This is a genomic window from Paraglaciecola sp. 25GB23A, assembly GCF_040012495.1.
Lineage (GTDB): Bacteria > Pseudomonadota > Gammaproteobacteria > Enterobacterales > Alteromonadaceae > Paraglaciecola.
The window spans coordinates 84,141-102,707 of sequence record NZ_JBDYKM010000006.1 but is presented as its reverse complement, the minus strand read 5'-3'; the positions used below and the strand labels follow the sequence as shown (position 1 = coordinate 102,707).

Sequence of the window (18,567 nt, the reverse complement as noted above, 5' to 3'; positions counted from 1 at the left end):
TGCTTGATAAAGTAAATGATAATGTAAACGTTTTCAATAGTAGTTCAGTTTAATTTGTTAATTATATGTAATTATTATTTGCGGGGTACATGACGGTTATTATTTAATATGAACTAATAATATTTATAAAATATTGTTGTATATTTATGAAATATATAGTTATTTGATATTTTTTTTTGCAAGATGAAATGTTGCTTAGGTTTGAGGCATATTAAAAAAATGAAATTATATGTAAAAAGATTATGAGTGCAAACGCGGGTTTGTTGGGTTGTCTTAAGTTTCTTTTTTTTCTATTTTTAGATGTTTTTTTGCAAACGTTTTCATTTTTTCGACGTTCATAATAATTTTTTTACTTGGGGCCCATCTTTTATGTATTTTTAACCACAGATACCCTCAGTAGGTAGGTTGATGACTAACGGCAATCAATAAAACTATTGATTGTCAGCCTGCCGCCAATTAGACCATTAACATTGAATAATTCATTTCTAATGGAGCCTGAGTGAAGTGAGTTACGTCTATAGATGATTAGACGATTAAACAAGCCCTGTTGTTCTGCTATTCGTTCATAGAGAGCCGTATCACCGTTAATATATCCATCGACTATTTTGGGCATATGGGGTCCATCATTTTCTGCTTCTAGTGATCTGAAATATTCTATTTTGCGCGATTCATCAATATATTCAAACCCGGTTTTGCGATGACGATAAAACGACGTGCCACCCAAGTCTTGTTTAAATAAATAATGCACTGCCGCTAAACCAAGTTTATTCAATGAATCAAAATGGGGAATTCGTTGTAAAAGTTTTAGTTGCTCTGGTGGCGTAGTTACCACGGAATATTGACACGCAGAGAAGGATAAGGCTGATGGCAAGTTAAATGTAGTAATCATTAAGTCTCGCAAGCTATTGAGAAAAAGCGTTTTATATTGAGAAGGTGCATCTGCGCAACTACCTGGATAAAATGCGCGTTGCTGGTTAAACGGCTGTTGTAAGGCTTGTTCAATCAACCAATTAGGTGAGTTAACAAAATCGTCAACCACTATTATGGGTGAACAATCTTCGCCATAGTTAAAATGTTGAATTTTAATATTATCATGTGTGGTTAAGTTCATTTTTCTCTCTGGCTTAAACCGTTTTCAACTTATTTGCGCTTTGCAATATTGACTAATGAAAAAGTCGTGATTAGGTACCTTAGCGGCTACTTCTAGTATTTTGGAACGAATGGATTGTAAATGAGCATTTAACTCTTGGTCTGACATGGTAGCAAACACTTTATGGTAACTTTTAGGCATAATGCCCTGACCCAGCATGACGTGAGTCCATGATTCTAATCTAAACAATTCATTGTCAGCCTGAAATGCAGCAGCATTGTCTTTAAACAGTTCGATACGATGAGCAAGCGATGCTGGAATGTCCATTTGACTGCAGTAGCGCCAGAAAGCGCTGTCGTTACGTTTTGTCACATGGTAGTGCAAGATAATAAAGTCACGAACATTCTCAATCTCATTTAAGGTTTGTTTATTGTATTCATCAATATGTGATGCGCTAATTCCGTCAAACGGAAATAATTTCATCAACCTGACAATGCCATTCATAAACAAATAAATGCTTGTTGATTCCAAAGGTTCAACAAAACCACTGGATAGACCAAGGGCAACACAATTTTTATTCCAGACTTTTTTTCGTCTTCCTGTGCGATACTTTAATACTCTAGGTTGGGTTATTGGTTTACCTTCGACGTTTTCAAGCAACAGTTTTTTAGCCTCATCATCCGACATGTATTTGCTACAAAAGACAAAACCATTGCCGGTTCGGTGTTGCAGTGGTATTTGCCATTGCCAGCCACTTTGATGGGCAATTGACCGTGTATAAGGTTTGGGCTCTCCAACAGATTCTGTTTGCACTGCGACAGCACTATCACAAGGTAGCCAATGAGACCAATCTTCATAACCCGTATGTAAGGTCTTCTCAATTAACAGCCCAGAAAAGCCGGTACAATCAATAAACAAATCCCCTTCAATCAGTTGTCCATCAGCCAGTTCAATGGACTTTATGTTGCCATTTTCATGTTGGTGTATGAATTCAATGCATCCTTCTACCCGTTTTACCCCTCTTTGTTCACTGAATTCCCGCAAAAAGTGAGCATAACGAGTGGCATCAAGATGGTAAGCGTAATTAATGACAGCATTTTTGGAGGTGGCAAATTTGTTCTGTTTAGCCACTTGGGTTTCAAAACTGTATTCACCAAACTCAGCATCAATCCCTTTGGATTTTCCATGCAGCCAAAAGTGTTGGAAATCCGCCAAAAAGCTGCTTTGTCCTGTCGTACCAAAAGGGTGAAAATATTTTTTATCTTTTTCCCCCCAGTTTTCAAACGAAATGCCAAGTTTAAAGGTTGCATTTGTTGCTCGCATGAACTCCTGTTCATCGACACCTAACATAGAATGGAACACGCGCATGGGAGGAATGGTCGCTTCGCCGACCCCAACAGTTCCAATAGTGTCAGATTCAACTAAAGTTACGTCAATTAGTTTACCTAGTTGTTTAGCTAAGGCTGCTGCGGCAACCCAACCAGCAGTGCCTCCTCCGGCGATAACGACTTTTTTTACTTTAGTACTTTGCAAAATGCTTCTCTCTTATTCAACTTCGCTATTTATATCTACATATTACTCGAGCTTAGCGGTTCAGTTTATTCAACAACATTGCACGTAATGCTCTCGCTTTTTGATGATCCAGTTCACCCAAAAAACCTTGCGCATGTTCAGGAAGATGGTGGGCTGCTTGCCCGCCATCACCAAAAATGTAGTAATCAAAAATATGTTTCCAAGCCTGTTTTTCATGAGCAGGTTTTTCACGTAAACTTAACATAGCGTGATACAGAACATTCATTGACGCACCAGAATATAATGGCGCTTCACTCCACCAATAATTAATTAATATGTTGAAGGGATTCAATCCTTCAACCTGATGCCACCACATACTTGGTAAGTACAAGGCATCACCTGCTTCTAGTTCGGCAATTTGTCCGCTCGCCAAAGCCTCAGGGAAATTAGGATAGGTATTTAAATCAGGGTTAGCAAAATCCACCATGCTCAAAGCTTGCCCGCCCGGTGTAATATCTAAAGGTCCCGGATATAAGTTCGCGATTTGATCGGGTGGAAATAAAGTAAATCGTCTTTTACCCACCACACAGCACGCTAAATTATCTGAGACATCATAGTGGCAACACGCCGTGGTGCGATTACCTATCCAAATACCGGCACGAACAGCCTCAACTGGAATATCACTGTGTGGTCGAGGAATATGAATATCATTTTCCGCTCTAAGTTCTGGGAAGTGGCTATCAATGAGGTTTGAGGCTATATACAGCGATGGAGGCAGTGAATCATTCAGGGTGGCTAAAATAAGATCCAAAAACTCATCAATTCGAGTTTGTTTGTTCTCATAATTTAAGCGGGTAACCTGTTCATCATAAAAAAAATGGCCTTTTAACGACGCGTCACCAAAATAGCCGAATGAGGGTTTGCCATTATAATGTTGTTTTAAATAGTCAATAGTCGACTGCGTAGATTGCAATCCGAGCTCGACTAACTTCCAATTATTCACTATTCCTTTGAGAATAACGGGCTCGTTAGCAGCAAATATCTCTTCAGGTATCTGACCTAATGGGCAGTTTTCTATAACCTTTGTTTGGGTTTTTATGGCTATCATCGTGTTTTGTGTTGAGAGTCCTTAGTTTGCACTTTAAAGGCTTTTTCTCTGCGGTTTTTAATTTCGATCAACTTTCTGATGTTTGTCATTGAAAAAATAACAGCAAAGGCTAATGGTAAAAATCCCGCTTTATTCAATTGCAGCAATTGATCAGCGCTTAATGCCTTTAGTTTGCTTTCATTAATGGTGTAATTACCGGTTAAACGGTGTTTCTGGCCATTATCTAATTCAAACTCAATATTTACCGGTTCAATCAAATCAAATTGTTTAAATGCAGCAAACATCACATCATTTACTTCCGATCCCTGATGAACAATATTTAGTATCTTCGATATATATTCTAAATATGCACTATTGCCTCCATGCTCTAAAAAAAGTGGCTGACCTTGCTGATCATTGACTCTCGGATGGTCTAGATCGATATGGACCACAGCTGATTGCTGATCTGGGTTGTCTTGCTGACGTTGAAAACCAATTAAAAAGGGTCCTCTGACGATATTGGCGGGAATATAACGCGCCGCCCATCCAGAATCAGTAATGGGATCTAAGAACAAATTTTCGTTTTGTTGTAAGCCTAACAGCGCTGTAGCATGAAATTTCTCAGTGTCTGGATTTTGCCGAAATAGGATAGGGTACTCTTTTTGTAATTCCATAAATTCAGTCGGATAAACCATAACACTAGCAATATTGTCACCAAATTTATCGGAAAACTGAGTGATAACGCGGGTATGTTGATGATTTATATTATTGAGCAAAACATGTTTAGTCATTGTTTGAGTACCGTAATATTGCTGCTGTAATAATTGTCATAATGTAAATTAACTTATTGTATAAGCTGCAATTATTTAACCATAATTGGCGAGTGATTAGAATGTATTGCAAACAAAAGCCGCTGGATCCAGCGGCTTTTAATTTACATCTTTTTGTATTAGTTAGATAACAACCATACTAGAATTTGTAACGTGCACCAACTTGGTAACGCGCACCTAAGTCATACATGTCCCACATCATCGCGTAGTTACGACCGTGTGAACGACTGTTTTCACCCGTTATGTTCAGACCTTCAAATGACACACTTAGATCTTCAGTCACATCGTAACTTACGTTCAAGTCAATTTGTGAATAAGCTTCGATATAACGAGGATTAGCAAAGCCACCTCTGCTTGTTTCATTTAAATATTCACCGCGCCAGTTATAAGAAATACGTGCTTGAATACCATCTTTTTCATACATACCAACTAGGTTAGCAGTATCGCTTAGCCCTACCAAAGCAAATTGTGACACGCTAGTACTACCTTGGTTATCAAAACCTACATCTCCGCGGACGAAAGTGTAGTTGGCTTGCACACCAAAACCAGTTTCACCAAAGAAGTGCTGTACAGCAAATTCTGCACCGTAAATCTTCGCTTCTCTACCGTTATTGGGTGTAGAGGTTCTAAAGGTAGTTAAAGGGTCGGTTGAATTAGATTCTATATCCCAGCCTGTACGGTTGGCTAAGTAGAAGTTTTGGTCGTCAGTACCCGTGTAATCATTGCCAAATTGTGCAATATAATCAGGGTCATTTTGCGCGTGTTCAAAGTAAACCAACATACCATATAGATTATCGTCGTTTAACGACAAACCACGATCCGCTAGTCCAGCTGCCGCTGCTTGAGCGCGAGGTCCACCAGTAGAGTCACGTATGCCGAGTAACTGGCGATCAACTTGCTGAGAACCGATAAAATTGATTACGTCTTTTTCAAATATACCTGCTGAAACGTAACTGTATGGGTTGTAGTACCACTCTAATGACAAGTCAAAGTTGGTCGATTCTAAGGGCAGCAAACCAGGGTTTGAGGCTGAAGCAGTAGGTTTAGCACCCAATAAGGTTGAGCCACCGCCCGAACCAAAACCAGAAGCAGATACGCCTAAACTACCTAAGCCTGCTCTGGCAATCGTTTTACTAAACGAGAAACGGCTGACCAGCTCGTCTGAAATCTTAAGGGTAAAATCCATGCTGGGTAATAAGTTATCGTAGCTGTTTTTGGCGCTGGCAAGCTCAGATGGTCTACTACCGTCTACGCGAATAGCAACGTCATTATTATCTTCCCATACTGTTTTATAAACGCTGGCTAATGAACTAGAGGTAACATCAGTGGTTTCATAACGCAGGCCAGCAAGAACATTAAAGTCCATTCCACCCAATTCACCGTCTACGGTAAGTTGGAAATATGCAGCTTGGGTTTCTTCTTTTACTATATTGTCAGCGGTTTGATTCATCGAGACCGGTAAAATATTTGCGTAACGCGGAATATTTTGTGCTGCTTCGTACATTTCTACTGCACTTGCATTAAAACCATAGCCGCCTGCACGTGGCGACCAATCATCAAATTCACCCTGAATATCAAAGGGTTGAACTATATCGCCAAACTCACCAGGGTAGCCAGAATTCCAGTTACCAAGCGCGATGTTCTCTGCCGCGAAATTGATAGACCGAGATTCCATATCACGTGTTTCAATACCGAAATCAAACTTACCATCGTCAAACTCATAGGTACCATCAATTTTGACTTGTTGTACGGTCGATTTTTGATCGGCTTGACGCAAATTGAACATGGATGAACTTACATCACCATTATCAACCATGCCGTTACCATTAGACTCATAACCTGCGTTACCTCCTTTGGTATCATCATAGGCGTTCAAATAAGTAGGGAACTCACCACCAAACCACCATTCTCTAGAGACAACGGTAGGATTGCCTAGTCCCATGCGCACAGAACCAGTACCATAAGGGCCAGTGCCGCGGCTGTGCATTTCTGAATCATGTGCATCAAATTTAACTGACAATTCATCATTTATTTGATATTTAAAGTTTACACCCAGTGAAGTTAAGGTATTTGTCTGGTCGCGGTCTTGCTGTTCATGACCTTCATCAATGCCATTTGGATAAGCTTCTTGAGCATATATCATGGTGGCAATAGTTGAATTATCAAATTCAACAGCTTGAATTTTGTCACCCTGTTGCATCCAGTTACCGGTTTGGCCTAAATGTTCTTGAATGTGGTTTTCAGCATAGGTGTAGTCTACTTCACCGGTGAAATTGTCAGTTGGAGCGAATTGAATCGTGAGTTGTGCATTATCCCGTGTACGCTGAGTATCGGTAAATTCATAACGCAAATCATAAAAGCGAGAATACAACTGGCCTTGATCCGGTGTATTAGTTACTACGGCATCGGGGTTATTCCAAGCTCTACTCGGGGCTGCAACATCATCCCAAGTGTATATACCCCAATCATTAACAGTGGCTCCCACAGAGCCTGAATCACGTTCTTGGTGACTGGCAGATAATGACACGCCCCAAGTTGAATCATCATTAGTGAAACTGAATATGCCTGATACTTCTGGCGTAATATCGTCACCCGCACGATTAGTGGTATCCATGGCTGCTTTTGCACCAACACTGGCAACAAAACCTTCACTGTTCAATGGTTTGGCAGTGATGATGTTGATAGTGGCACCAATACCACCCGTTGTAATTGCAGCTTTACCGGTTTTGTAGACTTCTACTGCCCTTACGCTCTCAGACGCTAGGTTGGAAAAATCAAATGCTCTTGAACCGCCGCCATCACCATTATAGGTTGATGCGGATGGCATTGTTCGGCCATTTAAGGTCACCATATTGCTTTCAGCGCCAAAACCACGCACGGTGACTTGAGAACCTTCACCGTTAGAGCGACTGATTGAAACACCAGTAATACGCTGCAGTGATTCAGCAAGGTTAGTATCGGGGAATTTACCTATATCTTCGGCAGAAATGGCGTCAACCACACCCATTGATTCGCGTTTGATTGATGTTGATGCTTGTAAACTGCCGCGAATACCGCGTACTTGAATAACTTCAGTTTCTTCTGAAGTTGCTTCTTGTGCCATTAATGGTGTCATCACTGACGCGCCGAGCATTAAACCTATGCTTTTGGCGAGTAGTGTTTTATTAAATCTATTATGTGTTTTCATAGTGTTCTGGCCTTTTGTGTTCCTGTTTAATGAATCAAAATACAATCGCTTACAAAACACATTAAAATCCAACGAATAAAATGCTGTAAACGTTTTCATAAAGTAAGGTGATGTTAACGAAGTGTCAACCTAAATTTGCGAATTTTATTAACAATACGTTAACGTTTTTTGTTGATGCTTGAATAATATTTATATTTTTAACTTTCATTTTTACGCTATGTAAAACCCGTAAATTCTGGGCGTGTGGATGTTTAAATGTAACTGCAACGTAGACTTCTTACCAATGAATGAAAGAAATATGTAAATGAAAAATAAAAATCATAATAAAAACGTTTTCATATTTTTATTAAAAAATATCAATAAATAATGCTTATATTGTGTGTTTAAGTGATGTATCCAAAGTGGGTGAGTCAGATAATTAAGGTAAATTATTACAGTCCTGATCAGTCCTGTTAATTTCAAATGCGGGTATTGTCTTACACCTATCTGATTTTGTTCAGTGTATAAGAATATAGCTATTCTGAGCTATGGTTATTTATAGCAATAGCTTAGGTTGATTAGGTTAACCAAGGCATGAGCACTTTGATTTGGCTTGGAGTAACCTCCAAGCCATGGTTTCGATTAAAACTGCAATATTAACTAGTTTAACCAAGCTCGCATTTTTTCTGGATTTTCAATACTCAGGTAAATCGTGTCATGTATGGCCGGACGCACCTCAAGTATTACTTGTATAAAACGTTTATCACGCAGAAGAGAAACAACGCAGGGTCTACTAAGATCTAAGCGGTCAAGCATGGTAAGTACGTTGGTCGCGCCTATCTGCCAACTATCGAGGGCAATAACAATATCACCCACTAAAATACCCGCGTCATAAGCACTGGATTGTTCAACTACTTGGCTTATTTCAATGCCGGTTTCTTTGGCTTTAAAACTCGCTCCAAAATCATGTTTTATACCTTTTTTCTCTGCTGTGCCGCCTTTATCGTTATTGTCTTTGCGGGTTCTGTAGTTAAGGCGAATACCAAATTCAGTGAGTAGTTCTGCGGTAGGTAAGTCTTGAGTACCATGCACGGCTGCAGCTAAAAATTCACTTAAATCTATATCAAATTGCTTAATTAAAATGTCATGAATGACAGTGGGGGGAGTTGGGGTATCGGTGCGACCGTAAGTTTCCCACAAATAGCGCATAACATTATCTAAAGAGTATTGATGGTGTGATTGTTGGCGTATCAACAAATCAAGACACATCGCAATGACAGCGCCTTTATTGTAATAACTGACAATATGATTGATGGCACTTTCATCTTGTTTATAAAACTTAGTCCACGCATCATAACTCGACGCCGCAACAGATTGTTTCAGTCGCCCCTTGTTACGTTCTAATCTGGTAAGATTTTGTCCCATCACCACTAAATAGTCTTCAATTGAGATGACCTTACTGCGCTGCAGCAATAAATCGTCGTAGTAACTGGTTATGCCTTCATAAATCCATAATTGTTCAGTATAGGTTTCAGTGGCTAAACTGCCTTGAACGAGTTCAATTGGCCTAATACGTTTGACATGCCAAGTATGAAAAAACTCATGGCTACACAGACTAAGAAAAGTTCGATAGGGTTCGCTTGGTATAGCTGGCTCATTAGCATGGGCGAGGTCATTACGAGCAAACATTAGTGCCGTTGATGCGCGGTGCTCTAAGCCGCCAAACGCGGCATCAGTTAATAAGGTGATAAATAAATATCGTTGAATCGGGGCAGGTGCCGCAAATAAGCTCAGATGCTGTTGACAGATTTGGGCTAAATCTTTCGTGATTCGTTGCATATCACTTTGATGTCCTCCGGCAAACACTAGTTCAAATTCAATTTCACCAGCGGCGAATAACTGCTTGTCAAACTGCCCAATTAGTACAGGGTGATCGATTAACTCCGCATAATTATCTGCCTGGTAAAGAGCACTTGCTTTATCAGTGTCGAGCTCAAACACCGGCATAGTGGTGGCAACATTGTCGGCTGTCAAGGTTGTATAATTACAATGGTTTAGACTGAGAGAGCAGGGGAGATCAGACTGACTCTCTACTTGTAAAAATATATTTGAGCCATTAAAAAAAGCATATTGTTCATTAATATAAGCACCTCTAACTGATAAGTCGTAGGCATAAACTTGATAAGTGACAATAATAATAGATTCACAGACGGGCAGATGCCATGTTTGTTTATCGCTCTTTGTTACGGGGATTATTTGCCCGCTATCTGTGTGTGCTTGCAGTTTAACAATATGTTTAGCGAAATCCCTGATCATATAACTGCCGGGTATCCATGCTGGCAAACTTAATGTTTGACCTATTTTAGATGGGGAATTAATCGTCAATACGACATCAATTAAATGCCCGGCTATTGAAGAAACGTTTAAGTCGTAGTGCACAGAATGGGGATGGTGAGTCAAAACAAAATTTCCTAAAATACGCAAATATTGGCCCCATGATCAGGTTAATCGTGTCTAACTTCAAGTATTGGGATGATTCTTATGTTGTTGTTTTTCGAAAGTTTAATTACCATTCAGCTAATAGTAACGGTGAAAATACAGTAGGAATACTCAAAAACATGGCGAATGTGCACGAACAACTCGGTTTAAGCAATGAAGATTTGCGTAAAATTCGTTCGATGCGTCCCGGTACTGCTATTGATTTGCAAATTACGTCTGTTAGTACAACTAAACGGGTTAGAAGCGAGTTTGTTGGTATGGATGGCACACGCTGCGTTATTATTCGTTTTCCTGACGAAAATAAATGGGGCAGTTTACGTGACTTTATTTTTACCGATAACAACCTTGTTGTGCGTTATATATTAGAGGATGAAACTGGCGAAATTATCGCATTTAAAGTGAAAGTGACGCTTATTTTAAGTAAACCTAGCCATTTAATTTTTACTACTTTTCCTTTGGCTATTCAAAGCCATGATCTCCGTTCAGAACCAAGGGCACAAACCCGTATGGCAGTGACGCTATGTGAAATAAAGGGGAGCCGAGAAATTTGCAGCTGTATCGTGCGTGATATTTCATTGAAAGGCTGTCGAATAAGTGTCGAACGTACGATAAAGCAAAGACCAGCGCTGAAACAAAATGTGCTGATGTCGTTTAAGGATGCTTTTGGCAATGAATTTTTATTAAGCGGGACCGTGATGAATGCAAAATCAGATGAAGTTGTTTTTTACTACGGTCTTAAGTTTGAATCATCGGAAGAAGAAGTCGGGCAATTGTTACAAAAAGTCATGCTGAGCACCGACTAAATTAAAATTAAGCACCAAAGCTATTGCTGCATTGTTGTCAAATTGTTAAATTGACGTTAATAACAATAATAAGAGGTTAACATGCGTCAAATCGAATTTCTGCTAAACGAATACGGCGAGAGCCACAAAAACAAAACCAATATTGTGATTCACGCGATTGCGGTTCCTGCTATTTATTTTGTGACACTCGGTTTACTTTGGTCATTACCTACCCCTAATTTTTTAGCCTACTTTGATATTACTTGGGCACATGTTTTTGTTATTCCTGCTTTGTATTATTATTTTAGATTGTCTGGCCCCATTGGTGCAGCAATGACTCTGCTATCAATATTGTCCTTTTTTGGTATCAAATTGCTTGAAACCTTGTCTACCCCAGTTTGGCAAGTTTGTTTAGGGATCTTTGTTGTTATGTGGATTCTACAATTTGTCGGTCATCATGTTGAAGGTAAAAAGCCAAGCTTTTTCAAAGATATAAAGTTCTTATTGATCGGTCCTGCATGGTGGTGGGGGCATTGGCTAAAACGCTTAAATATTAACTATTAACTATTTAAGTGAGTTTATTGCTTAAATTTATTGAGTAAATTTAAATGTAATTTGACTCGCGTTAAACACTTTTCTGTGGCTCAAATTCAGCTTACATAAGTCAATTCTGCGACCAAAGCCATCTTACGTCAGACCAAGACAAAGAATGCTGGTGAGTATTTTTGTATAATTTAAACAATTAGTTTACGTATCAAGGTTTACTGTGTATCAGTGGGAAAAATGGGTCGATAGTCGAGAACGTTTATTCTGGACATTACAAACGGCAGGTTGGTGTGGATTCGCCATTGTCTACTACATTGGTTCTTTTCTGGCAGAAATGCGCAGTATATGGCTATTTATTATCATCCTTAATGCCTACGCAGGTTGGTTGTTAACCATTCCATTGCGCTACTTATATCGCTGGGCGATGACCTTGAGTCCGATAAAGATGGTGGCCATTGTTATTACCAGTATGTATGTTATTGCATTGGCATGGGCAGTGGTAAAAAACTTTAATAACTGGACCATTTACAAAAAAGGTTATCAGCCTGAAGAATGGTATATGTATTTTTATAATACAGTTGATGCTTTGATTGTAATAGGGTGTTGGACAGGTGCCTATTTTGGTATTAAAAATTACCAAATGTTGCTTAAAGAAAAACAAAACGTCTTGAAAGCGTCCTCTATGGCACATCAAGCCCATATAAAGATGCTGCGTTATCAACTTAATCCTCATTTTCTATTTAATACTCTCAATGCGATTTCTACTTTAATTTTAATGAAAGAGAATAAAACAGCAGGTGCGATGGTGTCGCGCTTAAGCGATTTTTTGCGTTATTCATTGGACAAAGATCCCATCAAACGTGTGCCTCTAAAACAAGAAATTCAAGTGTTAGAGCTTTATTTGGAAATAGAAAAAGTGCGATTTGAGGATCGTTTACAGGTAAATTGGGATATACAAACCAAGGCAAGTACTGCCTTAGTGCCGAGTTTGATTTTACAACCTCTGATTGAAAACTCCATTAAATACGCTATTTCCAAACTGAATGAAGGAGGACAGATCGGGATATCGGCCAGCACCTTTGGCGACGATCTGATTTTAGAAGTGAGCGACAACGGGCCAATCTGTGATATGAGTGAAGGCGAATTATTTAGAACCAATGGCGTTGGACTGACAAATATTCGTGAAAGATTACAATCATTGTATAGCGATAACTTTTCTTTTGTGATTGCTCAAAATAATCCAAGTGGTATAAAAGTGACTATTCGCATACCCCATGAATTAAGTGAGCATTCTTTTGAAAATTAGCACCCTTATTGTCGATGATGAGCCATTAGCGCGCAAGGGCCTGAGTTTACGTTTGGCTGAATTTGACAATATTAAGCTTGTGGGCGAGTGTAAAAATGGGCTAGAAGCCGTCACACTAATTCCACAATTACGCCCAGACTTAGTATTTTTAGATATTCAAATGCCCGGCCTAAATGGCTTTCAAGTGATCCATAAACTTCAGGAATTAAATCAAACCATTCCAATTATTGTATTTGTTACTGCCTTTGATTCATATGCCATTAAAGCCTTCGATATTCATGCGCTAGACTATATTCTTAAGCCTCTTGATAACCAACGCCTTGCTTCGGCCATTGCGAAAGTAGAACACTATATTGGTTTGAAAAATGAAGAGGGGCAGAGCCAAAAGTTAGTGCGTTTGGTGGCAGATTTCACCGGCGAAGATTGCGAAGATATACTGCGTAAATTGGCCAGCGGTGAAAATATTGGCAATCACAGTTTCCCTGACATTTTAGCAATTAAAGATGGTTCTGAAATAACGCGCGTTAACATCAGTGAAATTCAATGGATTGATGCCGCTGGGGATTATATGTGTGTGCACACCACCGACCAAACTCATATTATGCGTAAAACAATGAAAGAGTTAGACCAACAACTCGATCCTCGAAAGTTTGTTCGGGTTCACCGTTCGGCCATCGTTAATATTAATTATGTACAAAAACTGATCAGTCACATCAGTGGTGAATACCACCTGATTTTGAATAATGGTAGCGAACTCAAAGTCAGTCGCAGTCATCGTGACAAAGTAAAAGACATGATTAAAATCTAAGCTTGAGTAATTTTACTAATATCAAAAAAGTCCTGTTGAATTTTAACTAAATAAGGATCAAGAGGTTTTCGCTGTTGCCACGTTAATTCGATAGGGTAAGCCACCACCTTGTTATTTTGTTCTCCTACCATAATTTGACTTTCTCCGGCCATGGCTTGTTCTACTGCATAAGCGCCGAGTTTAGTCGCTAGTATGCGATCCTGACTGACCGGTGATCCTCCCCTTTGTACATGGCCTAAAATAACCGGTCTGCATTCTAGATTGGTCTTCTCATGTAATACCTGCGCAAGATTGGTGACGCCACCGGGCCATAAATTTTCAGCCACAATGATAATAAAACTACTGTTGCCTCTTTTTTGCATTGAGGCATTTAAACGTAGCACAATATTATCTAATTCTACATTAAGGTCACCACATAGCTCCGGTACAAGAACGTGGTCCGAAGCCGAGGCCAAAGCTGCGCTTAGGCCAATAAAACCCGCATGCCTACCCATGACTTCGACTAAAAAGATGCGTTCAAAAGCATCAGCAGTATCTCGTACTTTATCAATCGACTCTAACGCGGTTTCGATGGCGGTAAAATAACCAATGGTCGCATCAGTGCCGAAGATATCATTGTCAATCGTTCCTGGTAGACCGATCACTTGACCTTGCCAATGGGCGCCTAAATGGCAAACTCCATGAAAGGAACCATCACCGCCAATGACTAATAATGCTTCAATACCTAAGGCATTTAAGTTTTTTGCTGCGAGTTTGGCCGAAACATCAGATTTGAAATTTAAGCAACGGGCACTGCGCAGTATGGTGCCACCACGTTGAATAATATTAGAGACGTTACTGGCTTTTAATACTTGGTATTCTTGCTCTAATAAACCATTATATCCGTGTTTGTAACCAATAACTTGGATGCCGAAATGTTCAGCAGTCAAGACTATCGCTCTGATGCAAGCATTCATGCCTGGCGCATCTCCACCAGAGGTCAAAACAGCAATTTTTTGCATAAAATATTTTTACCTACGTCGCTTTTGTCTACAGAAGAGTAGAATGCTTGCAGCGAGTAAACAAGATTATTTGTAGATAAATTAAACATTTACCCTCAGTTTTGTAAGGTATTAAGTGTCACACACCACGTCACCCTAGTTTATTCAACGTGACTGAGTGAACTTGTTTCTATTTAGTTGCTAGATGCAGGCAGTAAATGGGACCCATTAGGCATTGGTATCGCTTTGGTTTGTCTCTGACGACATTAGTTTTATGGGGTATATTGCCCATTTTTATTGATGTTAGGCGGAGTTCTATTATTTGGTGAACGTCTGAAAAAAATTGAAATTACAGATGCGCTGCTGATTTTTTTCGGACTTATGTTGTTTTTCAATGACCGCCTTAAAGACCTGTTTTTATCCTTAGATCAGTTTACTCTAGGGGTGATAATTGTGATTTTTGCCGCTACGTGTTGGGCTGCTTATACCCTCATGCAAGAACCTCTATTGCGGCTCTTAACTGCCAAATAATTAACCCTAATGATTTAAGTTCTAGCGGCTGTCATGTTATTGCCATTTGCCAATTTAACGCAGTTGCTTGATATGAGTAACTTGCGGCTTTTTACCCTAGTTTTTTGTTGTTTAAATACCATTGTTGCGTATGGGGCTTTACTGAGGCGATGTTTGTTTGGTAAGCGTCAAAAGTAAGTGCAGTCATTTCTTTATCTCCCTTATTCACCTTTATTAGTCTGTTTATCGCCGTACACTTGTTTCCTGAGCAGATTAGGGCGAGTGACCTTGATATGTGGGCTTATATCGGTGGTGGGGTAGTTATAATGGGCTCAGCGCTAACATCTATGGGTAGAGCCAATAAACTAAAAATTTAACAAGGGGCTTAATTCAGCTCTAAAAATGAGCTGAGCTCAACCGTCAATAAATCAAATTTTTGTTTATGTTTTTCAAGTAGATTGGTATTTTTTAGCTGCTCAAATATTTTTTTAGCAGAACGAAACAAGGTAGGCTCAGGCTTACTGGTTTTTTGCAATAAACGTAAACTACATTGCAAAAGGTTCAGGGTAATTCCTATATTAAACGGCACGGCAGTCTGTGCCTCGGTAAAGGCGCTATAAGCGCCTTCAAATTTTCCTTCTGAATACAAAGATATACCCATCTGGTTATATTTATTGTAGTGGGCCTTTTTACCTTCATTGCGCCTTTGTGCACTGGCCATCGACGCTTGGGTATTATCGTCAGAAGGTTTTGAATGACCTTTAAGTTGTTGAATTAATTCTTGCGCTTCCTCAAACTCGCCTAAATCAAGTAAACTTACAATGGAATCTGGCATTAAGGGAATAGGGTAACTTTCAAATTTTTCAATAATATTATTCTGTGCTTGGGTCAGAATTTGCTTTGAGTTAAACAATTTACCGTTTTGACTTTCAATCCTCGCTGTTATGATATTTTCGAAAATATCAAAATCAAAGTCGTCATCGCTTCTCGATATTGCTTCGTTATGACGGTAGCGTTTTAAGGTGTACAAGGCCTCTTGTTGAAACCGTCCCTTGGCTTTCTGATCGTCGAGGTGGTCAGCGACATCTAAATAGCTTCTAACATGGCCACATAGAAAAGCCAGATCACGATGTACAGATTTTTTAGAGCATTCCCAAATAGATTGGCTGTGGCCAATTATTTTTTCAAGATTGCCACTTTTTCTAGCAATGGCGCTTGCCTTTAAATGGCGAGAAACCGAAAAAGGGGACAAGCGCAGTGCATGGCTGATAGCCGCTTCAGCTTCGGCTAGGTTACCCAAGTGGTACCAACTTTGTGCCACAATATCGTGCGCTTCGACTAACAAGTTATTTTTTTGTATCGATTTTTTTGCAATATCGATGGCGAGTTTATAATTTTTCAGCAGCAGTTCAGTATGCGCCTTTGACACATTTAACCAAGTTTGGTGATGGCTTTTAGGGTAACTTTTTAACCAGGTTTGCGCCTCTGCGTATTGACCATTTTGCCAATATAGTTCGGCTAATAAGCGGCCAGTAGCTTCTTTATAACGGCTTTCTGTTGTCATGACTTGTTTGCACATATTTATGGCAGCAGGCAAGTTTTTGGTATAGGCATTTTTGTAAATAGGTGCCATGGCCTGGCGCCGCAGGTAGGCCTTTTCTAAGCGTTTTACCAACTGGGCTTGCGAAAAAGGTTTAACTACATATTCATCGGGCTGTTTTTCAATGCTACCCAAGACCATAGGACGCTGTGCATCGGCACTAATGATGACAAATACTGTTTCAGGTTTAAGCAGTAACTTTTCTCGCAGTTCCTCGAGTAATTCAAAGCCATTTTTTTTATTTGAACCCAGATGCAGATCACAAATTATAAAATCAAATTTTTCTTTACGACAGCTATTCAGGGCTGACTCCGAGGTACGTGCCGTGACAATAGTTAGGGCCCCAGCACTGCTCAAAACTCCTTTTAAAAGCGTTAAAAAGGGTCTTTGATCATCCACTATTAATATTTTTTGATGAGAAAAATTCAGTTTTTTCACTATAGTTTTAATTTTCGATATGACATCAGTCTAGTGTCACCGATAATTCATTATTCGTGTCAGTAAAGCAACAGGCAACAGGCTCACATCGTTAATTTTATTTACAAGTGAGGAGTGTTTTAACTTGAGTTTAGGGGAAAAAACAGTGGCAATAACAAATCCCCTTAAAATGGTGATTGTTTACCGACGTTTGACTGTTTAGACTAGAGTGAAATTGATTAGGTGGTGAAAACTTTTGTTTGATGTCTGCATTGTCGGTGGGGGAATGGTCGGCTCGGCTTGTGCTGTTGGTTTGGCCAAACTTGGCTTGTCGGTTGCGCTGATCGAGCGTTATAAACCTGCGGCTTATTCACCAGAGCAAGCTCCCGATTTGCGTGTTTCCGCTATTAGTTATAATTCAGAGCGTTATTTTCAAGAATTAGGTGTATGGTCGGATATTGAGCAAATGCGTCTGTGTCCCTATCGTCGTTTGTCAGTGTGGGAAAATCCCAAGGCGCGTACTGATTTTAACTGTAGGGATATTGGTGTAAGTCACTTAGGTCATATCGTTGAGAACCGCATAATTCAGTTGGCTTTACACAAAACATGCGCAAATCTGCCGAATATTCACTGTTTTTGGCAACAAGATATCAAGTCTATCCAACTGCATCCCGGCGTTAAAGTCGTACTGGCGAATGAACAAATAATTGAGGCTAAAATTATTGTTGGCGCTGATGGCGTTAATTCTCAGGTACGTTTATCGGCTAATATTGGCGTTCAAGGTTGGCAATATACTCAGCATGCCATGGGAGTTAATATTAAAATTGCAGGTCCGCAACAGGATATAACTTGGCAACAATTTACGGCGCAAGGGCCTTTAGCTTTTCTGCCGCTTTACGGACAGCATGCTGCGCTAGTATGGTACAACCATCCGAATGAAATTAACTACCTCAAAAGCCTATCCAAGGTACAACTGAAGCAGCAGATTATTGCGCACTTTCCGCCTGACTTAATGGATTTTGAGATAATAGATTTTGCCAGTTTTCCATTGACTAGGATGCATGCTAATCAATATGTTAAAAATAACGTGGTATTAGTTGGTGACGCTGCCCATAGCATTAATCCTTTGGCAGGGCAGGGCGTTAATTTGGGTTTTAAAGACGTTCAAGCCCTTGTTGAGGTATTTGCAAAACAGACTGAAAATATAAAAAATTGCTGCGAGCCAGAGCGGCAAAATTTTGCTTGGTTAATGGCATACGAAAAATGTAGAAAACGAGATAATTTGCTGATGATGAGTGTGATGGATTCACTCTATCTGGCTTTTGGAAATAATGTGGCTCCAATCAAACTATTCAGAAATATTGGTTTGGCATTGGCCAACCGAGCTGGGCCACTTAAAATCAAAGCGATGCAATATGCCATGGGTTTTTAATT

13 protein-coding genes are annotated in these 18,567 nt (G+C 39.6%); 5 read left to right on the top strand and 8 right to left on the bottom strand.

What is annotated here, in order from left to right:
* Window positions 1-412: 412 nt before the first annotated feature.
* The 6 genes from ABKW31_RS11805 to ABKW31_RS11780 all read right to left on the bottom strand — a co-directional run bounded on the left by ABKW31_RS11805 (window position 413) and on the right by ABKW31_RS11780 (window position 10,145).
* Window positions 413-1,111, bottom strand: coding sequence for a DUF6445 family protein (locus ABKW31_RS11805; protein WP_348616564.1), 699 nt, complete (start codon window positions 1,109-1,111; stop codon window positions 413-415).
* 24 nt (window positions 1,112-1,135) lie between these two features.
* A complete protein-coding gene (locus tag ABKW31_RS11800; protein ID WP_348616642.1) occupies window positions 1,136-2,626 on the bottom strand; it encodes a tryptophan halogenase family protein in 1,491 nt (496 codons plus the stop codon).
* A gap of 49 nt (window positions 2,627-2,675) precedes the next feature.
* Window positions 2,676-3,710: a cupin-like domain-containing protein gene (locus ABKW31_RS11795; protein ID WP_348616563.1), complete on the bottom strand. Its 1,035-nt coding sequence runs from the start codon at window positions 3,708-3,710 to the stop codon at window positions 2,676-2,678.
* Complete coding sequence (locus ABKW31_RS11790; protein WP_348616562.1) at window positions 3,707-4,480, bottom strand: SapC family protein; 774 nt, start codon at window positions 4,478-4,480, stop codon at window positions 3,707-3,709. The genes ABKW31_RS11795 and ABKW31_RS11790 overlap by 4 nt, the downstream gene beginning before the upstream one ends.
* Before the next feature lie 178 nt (window positions 4,481-4,658).
* Window positions 4,659-7,706: a TonB-dependent receptor gene (locus tag ABKW31_RS11785; protein WP_348616560.1), complete on the bottom strand. Its 3,048-nt coding sequence runs from the start codon at window positions 7,704-7,706 to the stop codon at window positions 4,659-4,661.
* 639 nt (window positions 7,707-8,345) lie between these two features.
* Complete coding sequence (locus ABKW31_RS11780) at window positions 8,346-10,145, bottom strand: PDZ domain-containing protein (RefSeq protein ID WP_348616559.1); 1,800 nt, start codon at window positions 10,143-10,145, stop codon at window positions 8,346-8,348.
* A 50-nt stretch (window positions 10,146-10,195) separates the two neighbouring features.
* On the opposite strand from ABKW31_RS11780, the gene ABKW31_RS11775 reads away from it, so the two are divergent.
* From ABKW31_RS11775 to ABKW31_RS11760, 4 genes are all read left to right on the top strand, one after another.
* Complete coding sequence (locus ABKW31_RS11775; RefSeq protein ID WP_348616558.1) at window positions 10,196-10,987, top strand: flagellar brake protein; 792 nt, start codon at window positions 10,196-10,198, stop codon at window positions 10,985-10,987.
* 81 nt (window positions 10,988-11,068) lie between these two features.
* The gene (locus ABKW31_RS11770) at window positions 11,069-11,530 is read left to right on the top strand and encodes an Mpo1-like protein (RefSeq protein ID WP_348616557.1); all 462 of its coding nucleotides are present in this window, start codon (window positions 11,069-11,071) and stop codon (window positions 11,528-11,530) included.
* A 202-nt stretch (window positions 11,531-11,732) separates the two neighbouring features.
* Window positions 11,733-12,818 (top strand): histidine kinase, encoded by a 1,086-nt coding sequence (locus tag ABKW31_RS11765; protein ID WP_348616556.1) that lies wholly within the window; start codon window positions 11,733-11,735, stop codon window positions 12,816-12,818.
* Window positions 12,808-13,626 (top strand): LytTR family DNA-binding domain-containing protein, encoded by an 819-nt coding sequence (locus ABKW31_RS11760; protein ID WP_348616555.1) that lies wholly within the window; start codon window positions 12,808-12,810, stop codon window positions 13,624-13,626. Before ABKW31_RS11765 ends, ABKW31_RS11760 begins: the two co-directional genes overlap by 11 nt.
* Here the strand turns inward: ABKW31_RS11760 and ABKW31_RS11755 are convergent.
* Together ABKW31_RS11755 and ABKW31_RS11750 are read right to left on the bottom strand one after the other, a co-directional pair.
* A complete protein-coding gene (locus ABKW31_RS11755; RefSeq protein WP_348616554.1) occupies window positions 13,623-14,627 on the bottom strand; it encodes an ATP-dependent 6-phosphofructokinase in 1,005 nt (334 codons plus the stop codon). The genes ABKW31_RS11760 and ABKW31_RS11755 overlap by 4 nt on opposite strands.
* Window positions 14,628-15,501: 874 nt before the next feature.
* A complete protein-coding gene (locus ABKW31_RS11750) occupies window positions 15,502-17,154 on the bottom strand; it encodes a response regulator (protein ID WP_348616553.1) in 1,653 nt (550 codons plus the stop codon).
* A 235-nt stretch (window positions 17,155-17,389) separates the two neighbouring features.
* Here ABKW31_RS11750 and ABKW31_RS11745 point away from each other — a divergent pair, with 235 nt between their 5' ends.
* Entirely contained in the window at window positions 17,390-18,565 is a 1,176-nt protein-coding gene (locus ABKW31_RS11745; protein WP_348616551.1) for an FAD-dependent oxidoreductase, read from the top strand.
* Window positions 18,566-18,567: the final 2 nt, after the last annotated feature.

Bases quoted from the DNA above. Each gene is read 5' to 3' on its own strand.
- ABKW31_RS11770 (WP_348616557.1), top strand. From the start codon at position 11,069: ATGCGTCAAATCGAATTTCTGCTAAACGAATACGGCGAGAGCCACAAA.
- ABKW31_RS11755 (WP_348616554.1), bottom strand. From the start codon at position 14,627: ATGCAAAAAATTGCTGTTTTGACCTCTGGTGGAGATGCGCCAGGCATG.
- ABKW31_RS11790 (WP_348616562.1), bottom strand. From the start codon at position 4,480: ATGACTAAACATGTTTTGCTCAATAATATAAATCATCAACATACCCGC.
- ABKW31_RS11785 (WP_348616560.1), bottom strand. From the start codon at position 7,706: ATGAAAACACATAATAGATTTAATAAAACACTACTCGCCAAAAGCATA.
- ABKW31_RS11805 (WP_348616564.1), bottom strand. From the start codon at position 1,111: ATGAACTTAACCACACATGATAATATTAAAATTCAACATTTTAACTAT.
- ABKW31_RS11795 (WP_348616563.1), bottom strand. From the start codon at position 3,710: ATGATAGCCATAAAAACCCAAACAAAGGTTATAGAAAACTGCCCATTA.